This is a genomic window from Pseudonocardia pini (assembly GCF_013870575.1).
GTDB classification, from domain to species: domain Bacteria; phylum Actinomycetota; class Actinomycetes; order Mycobacteriales; family Pseudonocardiaceae; genus Pseudonocardia; species Pseudonocardia pini.
Window position 1 is genome coordinate 1 of record NZ_JACBXB010000236.1, and the last position, 7,234, is coordinate 7,234.

9 protein-coding genes are annotated in these 7,234 nt (G+C 74.0%); 7 read left to right on the forward strand and 2 right to left on the reverse strand.

Features of this window, described 5'->3' with window-relative positions; translation table 11 throughout:
• The 6 genes from H5J29_RS15170 to H5J29_RS15195 form a co-directional block, all read left to right on the forward strand.
• Window positions 1-331: aldehyde dehydrogenase family protein (locus tag H5J29_RS15170; protein ID WP_181781607.1), on the forward strand; the 331-nt coding region annotated here is incomplete at its 5' end.
• 58 nt (window positions 332-389) lie between these two features.
• Window positions 390-1,511 carry an NDMA-dependent alcohol dehydrogenase gene (locus H5J29_RS15175; protein WP_181781608.1) on the forward strand — a complete coding sequence of 374 codons (1,122 nt, stop codon included), beginning with the start codon at window positions 390-392 and terminating at the stop codon, window positions 1,509-1,511.
• 11 nt (window positions 1,512-1,522) lie between these two features.
• On the forward strand, window positions 1,523-2,809 hold the full coding sequence (locus H5J29_RS15180; RefSeq protein WP_312858239.1) for a cytochrome P450: 1,287 nt from the start codon (window positions 1,523-1,525) through the stop codon (window positions 2,807-2,809).
• Complete coding sequence (locus H5J29_RS15185; RefSeq protein WP_181781609.1) at window positions 2,806-3,621, forward strand: enoyl-CoA hydratase/isomerase family protein; 816 nt, start codon at window positions 2,806-2,808, stop codon at window positions 3,619-3,621. Before H5J29_RS15180 ends, H5J29_RS15185 begins: the two co-directional genes overlap by 4 nt.
• Window positions 3,622-3,632: 11 nt before the next feature.
• Window positions 3,633-4,070 (forward strand): Zn-ribbon domain-containing OB-fold protein, encoded by a 438-nt coding sequence (locus H5J29_RS15190; protein ID WP_181781610.1) that lies wholly within the window; start codon window positions 3,633-3,635, stop codon window positions 4,068-4,070.
• Window positions 4,067-4,990: an SDR family NAD(P)-dependent oxidoreductase gene (locus tag H5J29_RS15195; protein ID WP_181781611.1), complete on the forward strand. Its 924-nt coding sequence runs from the start codon at window positions 4,067-4,069 to the stop codon at window positions 4,988-4,990. Before H5J29_RS15190 ends, H5J29_RS15195 begins: the two co-directional genes overlap by 4 nt.
• Window positions 4,991-5,042: 52 nt before the next feature.
• Here H5J29_RS15195 and H5J29_RS15200 read toward each other — a convergent pair whose 3' ends face one another.
• Both H5J29_RS15200 and H5J29_RS15205 read right to left on the reverse strand, forming a co-directional pair.
• Window positions 5,043-5,630: a cysteine hydrolase family protein gene (locus H5J29_RS15200; RefSeq protein ID WP_181781612.1), complete on the reverse strand. Its 588-nt coding sequence runs from the start codon at window positions 5,628-5,630 to the stop codon at window positions 5,043-5,045.
• A 31-nt stretch (window positions 5,631-5,661) separates the two neighbouring features.
• Window positions 5,662-6,741 (reverse strand): phosphotransferase family protein, encoded by a 1,080-nt coding sequence (locus tag H5J29_RS15205; RefSeq protein WP_181781613.1) that lies wholly within the window; start codon window positions 6,739-6,741, stop codon window positions 5,662-5,664.
• An 85-nt stretch (window positions 6,742-6,826) separates the two neighbouring features.
• Between H5J29_RS15205 and H5J29_RS15210 the strand changes: the two genes are divergently transcribed.
• On the forward strand, window positions 6,827-7,234 hold a 408-nt coding region (locus H5J29_RS15210), incomplete at its 3' end, for an LLM class flavin-dependent oxidoreductase (RefSeq protein WP_220187444.1).

Genomic DNA, 7,234 nt, shown 5'->3' on the forward strand with positions numbered 1-7,234 from the left:
CGTCGACCCGGCGGCCCCGGTCGCCCGCGAGGAGATCTTCGGCCCGGTCGCCGTGGTGCTCCCCTACGCCGACGTCGACGACGCCGTCCGGATCGCCAACTCCACCGAGTACGGCCTGGCGGGCAGCGTCTGGGGCGCCGACACCGAGCGCGCCGAGCAGGTCGCGGGCCGGTTCCGGGCGGGCTCGGTGGCCGTCAACTCGTCGGCCGCGATGGACCTCGGCAGCCCCTTCGGCGGGATGGGTCGCTCCGGCACCGGCCGCGAGTGCGGCCCCGAGGGCGTCACCGGTTTCGTCGAGCACCAGTCGATCGTCGTCCCGGCCGCTCGCTGAGCCGAACGCACAGCAGCCGGAACGCACAGCAGCCGGAACGCATAGCAGGAGGAGAGTCGTGGAGACGCTGGCAGCGGTGCTCTGGGAGCGCGAGGCGCCCTGGTCGGTCGAGACCATCGAGCTCGACCCGCCCGGCCCGGAGGAGGTGCAGGTCGAGCTGCACGCCTCGGGGATGTGCCACTCCGACGAGCACATCGTCACCGGGGACATGCCCTTCCACCTGCCCTGCATCGGCGGCCACGAGGGCGCGGGCGTCGTTGCTGCGGTGGGCGACAAGGTGACCTCGGTGCGCCCCGGCGACCACGTGGTCTTCGGGTTCATGCCCTCGTGCGGCCGGTGTCCCTCCTGCTCCACCGGGCACCAGAGCCTCTGCGACCTCGGGGCCCGGCTCTACACCGGCCGCCAGATCGCCGACGGCACCGCGCGCCACCACGGCCGCGGCCAGGACATCGCGACAGCCTGCCTCGTCGGCTCGTTCGCCCACCACACCGTGGTCCACGAGGCCAGCTGCATCCGGATCGACCCGGCCGTCCCGTTGGACCGGGCCTGCCTGCTGGGCTGCGGGTTCGTCACCGGCTGGGGGTCGGCGGTGTACGCCGCGGACGTCCGGCCCGGGGACACCGTGGTCGTCGCGGGCGTCGGCGGGATCGGGGCGGCGGCGATCCAGGGCGCCAAGCTGGCGGGGGCGCGGGTGATCGTCGCGCTCGACCCGGCGGTGTCCAAGAAGGACCAGGCGCTGGCCATGGGGGCCACCCACGTGGCCACCAGCTGGGAGGAGGCGCCCGGGATCGTCGCCGAGGCGACCTGGGACCGCGGCGTCGACAAGTTCATCTGCACCATGGGCCGGGGCGACGGCAAGCTGGTCCGCAAGGCACTGGCGATGACCGCCAAGCGCGGCAGGCTCGTCGTCACGAACATCCATCCCGCCGCGGAGCGCGAGGTCTCGGTGAACTTCATGGACCTCACGCTGTCCGAGAAGCAGATCGTGGGCACCCTGTACGGCTCCGCGAACCCGCGCGCCGACATCCCCAAGCTGCTCGAGCTCTGGTCCGCGGGCCTCGTCGACCTCGACGCCGTGGTCTCGCGCACCTACGCGCTCGAGGACATCAACGACGGCTACGCCGACATGCGTACCGGCAACTTCCTGCGCGGGGTGCTCCGGTACCCCGCCGCGGGCTGAGAGGCGGACCCGTGACCAGCACCGAGATCGAGCGCAGCCCGGGTGACGTCCTCGACGACCTGACCTGGTGGACCCGCCCGGTCGCCGAGCGGGACGCGCTGTTCGCCCGGCTGCGCGCCGAGGACCCCCGCCCCTTCGTCCCGGAGCTCGACCTGGCCGGCGCCCCCCGCGGCGGCGGGTTCTGGGCCCTGACCACCTACGACGACGTGTGGGAGGTCAGCCGCAGGCCGGAGGACTTCTGCTCGGGTCAGGGCACCACGATCTTCGACCAGCCGCCCTCGCTGCGCGAGTACCGCGGCTCGATCATCGACATGGACAACCCGGAGCACCAGCGGCTGCGCCGGATCGTCTCGCGCGGGTTCACCCACAAGTCGCTGCAGCGGCTGCACGGCGACGTCGAGCAGGCGGCCCGCGACATCATCGGGGCGGTCGCGGCGCGCGGGGAGTGCGACTTCGTCACCGAGGTCGCCGCGCTGCTGCCGCTGCGGATCGTCAACGCGATGATGGGCATCCCGCAGCGCTACGAGCAGTTCATCTTCGACCAGACCAACATCGTGCTCGGCGCCAGCGACCCGGAGTACGTCCCGGACCAGACCCCGCGCGCGGTCGCCGCGGCCGTCTGGAAGGCGGGCGAGGCACTGTCCGACCTGCTGCGCGAGCTGGCCGCGGAACGGATCGCCGAGCCGAAGGACGACCTGATCACCACCCTGGTCGCCGCCCAGGGCGAGCGCCTGACCCCCGAGGAGCTGGCGCGGTTCTTCATCCTGCTCGTCGGGGCGGGCAACGAGACCACCCGCAACGCGCTGTCCCACGGGCTGATCGCGCTCACCCGGTTCCCCGAGCAGCGAGCGCTGTGGCAGGCGGACCCGGACACCCACACCGCCGCGGCCGTGGACGAGGTGGTCCGCTGGGGCTCTCCCGTGCTCTACATGCGCCGCACCGTGACCCGGGACGGCGTGACCCTGGGCGACCAGGAGTTCCGCGAGGGCGACAAGGTGGTGCTCTGGTACCGCTCGGCCAACCAGGACGAGTCCCACTTCACCGACCCGACGCGCTTCGACATCCAGCGCGAGCCCAAGGCCCACGTGGCCTTCGGCGCCCCCGGGCCGCACCACTGCCTGGGCGCCCCGCTCGCCCGCCTGGAGCTCTCGGTCGCCTTCCGGGTGTTGTTCGAGCTGCTCCCGGACATCCGCGCGGTCGGCGAGCCGGACTTCCTCCGCTCCAACTTCTTGCACGGCATCAAGCACCTGCGGGCCGAGTTCACCCCCCGTCCGGGTTCGACACGGGAGACCGCATGACCACGACCGAGACCGCGCCCGGGGTGCTGGTCGCCGACGCCGCGGGCGTCCGGCGGATCACCCTGAACCGGCCCGAGGCCGCCAACGCGCTGCGCCCGGAGGACCGGGACGCGGTGATCGCCGCGCTGCGGGACGCGGACGGGAACGCCGCGGTCCGGGTCGTCGTGCTCGCCGCCGAGGGCAGGCACTTCTGCTCAGGCGCGGACGTGAAGGCCCTGGCCCGCAGCCGCGCGGACGGGGGCGAGAAGCGCGTCGGCGACGCCATGCGGAAGATCATGGACGGCGCCCAGGCGCTGGTGGCGTCCCTCCTGGACTGCGGCAAGCCGGTGGTGGCGGTCGTGCAGGGCCCGGCCGCCGGGATCGGCGCGCACCTCGCCTTCGCCGCGGACCTCGTCGTCGCGAGCGAACAGGCGACCTTCGTCGAGTCGTTCGTCCGCCGGGGGCTGGTGATGGACGGCGGTGGCGCCTACCTGCTCCCCCGCCGGATCGGCATGCAGAGGGCCAAGGAGCTGGCGTTCTTCGGCGACGCGCTGCCCGCCGCCGAGGCCCTGGCCCTCGGCCTGGTCAACCGGGTCGTGCCCGCCGCGGAGCTCGCGGCGGCGGCCGAGGCCTTCGTCGCGCGACTCGCGGTGGCGCCGACCAGCGCGATCGGCTTCACGAAGAAGCTGCTCAACGCCTCGCCGGACACCGACCGCGCGGGCGCCTACCTCGCCGAGGCGATGGCCCAGGAGCTGCAGTCGCACGCCCACGACTCCGGCGAGGGCGTGCGCGCGTTCGTCGAGCGCCGCGACCCCCAGTACCGCGGGCACTAGAGGAGGCCGCCATGACCACCCCCGCCAAGCCCCGCAGCGACATCCCCACCCCCGACGCCGACACCGACGCCTACTGGGCGGCCGCGCGGGAGGGCAGGCTGCTGGTCGCCCGGTGCGCCGACTGCGGCCGGGTGCACCACTACCCGCGGCCCTTCTGCCCGCACTGCTGGAGCGGTGCGGTGTCGCCCGAGCAGGTGAGTGGGCGCGCCACGCTCTACACCCACTCCACCGTCTTCGTGAACGACCTCGCGCCCTTCGCCGAGCGGCTGCCGTACGTGGCCGCCGTCGTCGAGCTCGCCGAGGGCCCGCGACTCATGACGAACGTCGTCGACTGCGCGCCCGAGGACCTGCGCATCGGCATGCCGCTGCAGGCGGTGCCCACCCCGCTCACCGACGAGCTGACCGCGACCGTGTTCCGGCCGGCCGACCCCGAAGGAGACCCCGCATGACCGGCCTGTTGGAAGGCAAGACCGCCCTCGTCACGGGCGCGGGCCACGGCATCGGCCGCGGCCACGCGCTGGAGCTGGCCAAGCACGGTGCCACGGTCGTGGTCAACGACCTCGGCACCTCGGTGAACGGCGAGGGCTCCGGCCGAGACGCCGACGCCGTCGTCGACCTGATCGGCGCGCGCGGCGGCAAGGCCGTGGCGGACTACAGCGACGTGGGCGACGAGCAGCAGGTCGAGGAGCTGGTCGGGCGGGCGGTCGACGACCTCGGCAGGCTCGACATCGTCGTCAACAACGCCGGCATCGTGCGCGACCGCGCGATCTGGAACATGAGCGCGGCGGACTTCGACCTGGTGATGCGCGTGCACGTCCGCGGCACCTGGCTGGTCAGCCGGGCGGCGGCCACCCGGTGGCGGTCGGAGGCCAAGGCGGGCGGCGGCAGCGTGTACGGCCGGATCGTGAACACCACCTCGGGCGCCGGGCTGCTCGGCAACTTCGGGCAGACGAACTACGGCACGGCCAAGGCCGCGATCGTGGGGCTCACCCAGACCCTCAGCCTGGAGCTCGCCGGGATCGGCGTGACCGTCAACGCGATCAGCCCCGGCGGGGTGACCCGGCTGTCGGCCACCCTGGGCGGCGACCGCAAGGCCCTCGAGCCCGACGAGCGGCCGGAGGACGAGTTCGACCCGAAGGACCCCTCGCTGTGCTGCCCCGTCGTCGCCTGGCTGGCGAGCCCGCAGGCCGGGCACGTCAGCGGCCAGGTGATCCGGGCCATCGGCGAGGAGATCACGCTGATGGACGGGTGGAGCCGCGGCGCCACGATCTCCAACGGCGGCACCCGCTGGGACGCCGAGAAGCTCGGCGCCCGGCTGGCCACCGACGTGTTCCGCACCCGCATCCCCGGCCTGCGGCTCGGCAGCTGATCCCCGGTACCGCGCCCCGGACCCCCACCGCCGGTCCGGGGCGCACCCGTGTTCAGGAGAGCGCGGCCAGCACCCGGGCCGAGTCGGTGATCCGGGCCAGGACCCGCAGCTGGTTCGCCAGTGCGAAGGCCTGGTTCTCCGCGGACGAGCCCGCCACGCAGTCCGCCGCGACCTGCACCGCGTAGCCGCGGTTGACGGCCTCCATGGCGAGGCCCGGCACCGCGACGTCGGTCGACACGCCGGTCAGCACGACCGTCTCGACGCCGCGCAGCCGGAGCACGGCGTCGAGGTCGGTCCCGTAGAACGGCGTCAGCCCCAGGGACCGGCTGCTCACGTGGTCCTCCGGCGCGGGCCGCAGCTCCGGCGGGGTCTCGACGGCCGGGGTGCCGGCGATCATGCTGCGGTGCTTGAGCGCGAGGGCGCCGAGCAGCGAGTTCGCCCGCATCCCGGCCAGGTCCGGGCGGTGCGCGATGTGGCAGTGCACCACCGGCAGGCCCGCCTCGCGGAAGGCCGCCGCCAGCACGGCGATGCGCGACACGATGCCGGTCTCGGCGGCCTGTTCGGCCAACCCGGGCAGGAACGCGAGGGCGGGATCGAGGACACCCTGCTGGCACTCGCTCACCACGAGCGCGGTCGTCACCGGACACCTCGCGGACTCACCGTCAGATCGTTCACGCCGACTCCCGCTCGAGACGCTGCCGGAGCATTCCGGTGACCCGCGTCGTGTACTCGACGGCGACCTCCGCGGCCAGCCCGCTCTCGACCAGCAGCCTGCTCAGCCTGCTGGTGATCAACGACAGCACCAGCGCCGCCAGGACCTCGTAGTAGCCGACGGCGGGCACACCGCGCCCCGCCAGCTCCTCGTAGCGGGCGATCGTGGCCTCCCGACCCGGGACCCCGGCGAGCCGCGGCTTGCCCTGTGCCTCGCAGAGGTAGTCCTCGAAGACCAGCCACCACCCGAGGTCGATCCCGGGCGGCCCGACCGTCGCGCCCTCCCAGTCCAGCATCGCGGCGACCCCGAGCCGGTCGTCGAAGATCATGTTCCCGACGCGCGCGTCCCCCCAGACCAGCCCCTCCCCCTCGGGCGCGGGCCGGGCGGCGCGCACGTGCGCGAGCCCCGCCCGCACCACGTCCGCGTCGTGCACCACGTCCGGCTCGGCCCAGCGGAACCACTCCGTGAGGCGGTCCAGGTAGGCAGCCAGCGGGTCCCCGCCCGGCGCCAGGAAGTCGAAGGCGCCGCGGTGGTCCACCGCGTGCAGCCGGGCCAGGGCGGCGAGCCCGTTGTCGTACATCCGGCCGCGGTCGGCCTCGTCGAGGGCCACGACCCACCCGCGCCGGTGATAGCTCGGCACGTCCGGCGGGATGCGGCCCGGGACCCGTTCCATCACGTAGAAGGGCGCCCCGAACACCGCGGGGTCCGACTCCACGAACGGCACGCGCGGGACCGGCAGGTCGGAGGCGGCCGCGAGCGTCCGCATCATGCGGGCCTGGAACAGCGCGTCCGGCTCGACGAACAGCTGGTGGGCCGTCGGCTGGATGCGCAGCACGTAGTCGCGGTGCTCCCGGCCCCCCGCCCCGGTCCACCCCACCTCGCAGAAGGCCGTCTCGTTGCTGAACCCGGCGTCCGGCAGCTCCAGGTTCGCGACGACGAGGTCGGTCGCGCCGCCCGCGACCTCGCCGATCCGCCCCGCCAGCCATCCGCGCAGCCGCTCCGCCGTGTCCGCCGCCTCGCGCCGCGTGGCCACCGTCATGGTCCGCCCACCTCACCTCGGTCCGGGTGCCGCCGACGCGGCCGAAGGGTGGCCAACATCGGAGACACACTGTCAGAATAGGCGGGTGAAGACTCCCGGAACACCCCTGCCCCGGCTCGGCGCCTACGTCCTGCCCGGGCGGGTCCCCGATCCCGCCGCCGCCGTGGGCCAGGCCCGCACGGCCGAGCACCTCGGGCTGGGCACGGTGTGGCTGAGCGAGCGCTGGGGCACGAAGGACCTCGGCGTGCTGGTCGGCGCGATGGGACAGGCCACCGAGCGGGTCCGCATCGCGTCCGGGATCACGCACTTCGGCGTCCGGCACCCGTTGACCCTCGCCTCCACCGCGATGACCGCCCAGGCGCTCACCGGCGGGCGGTTCGTGCTCGGCGTCGGCCGCTCGGTCGCGGCGACGTGGAAGGCCGTCGGTCTGCCGCCGGTGACCAACGCCGTCCTCACCGACACCGCGGACATCGTGCGGCGGCTCTGCCGCGGC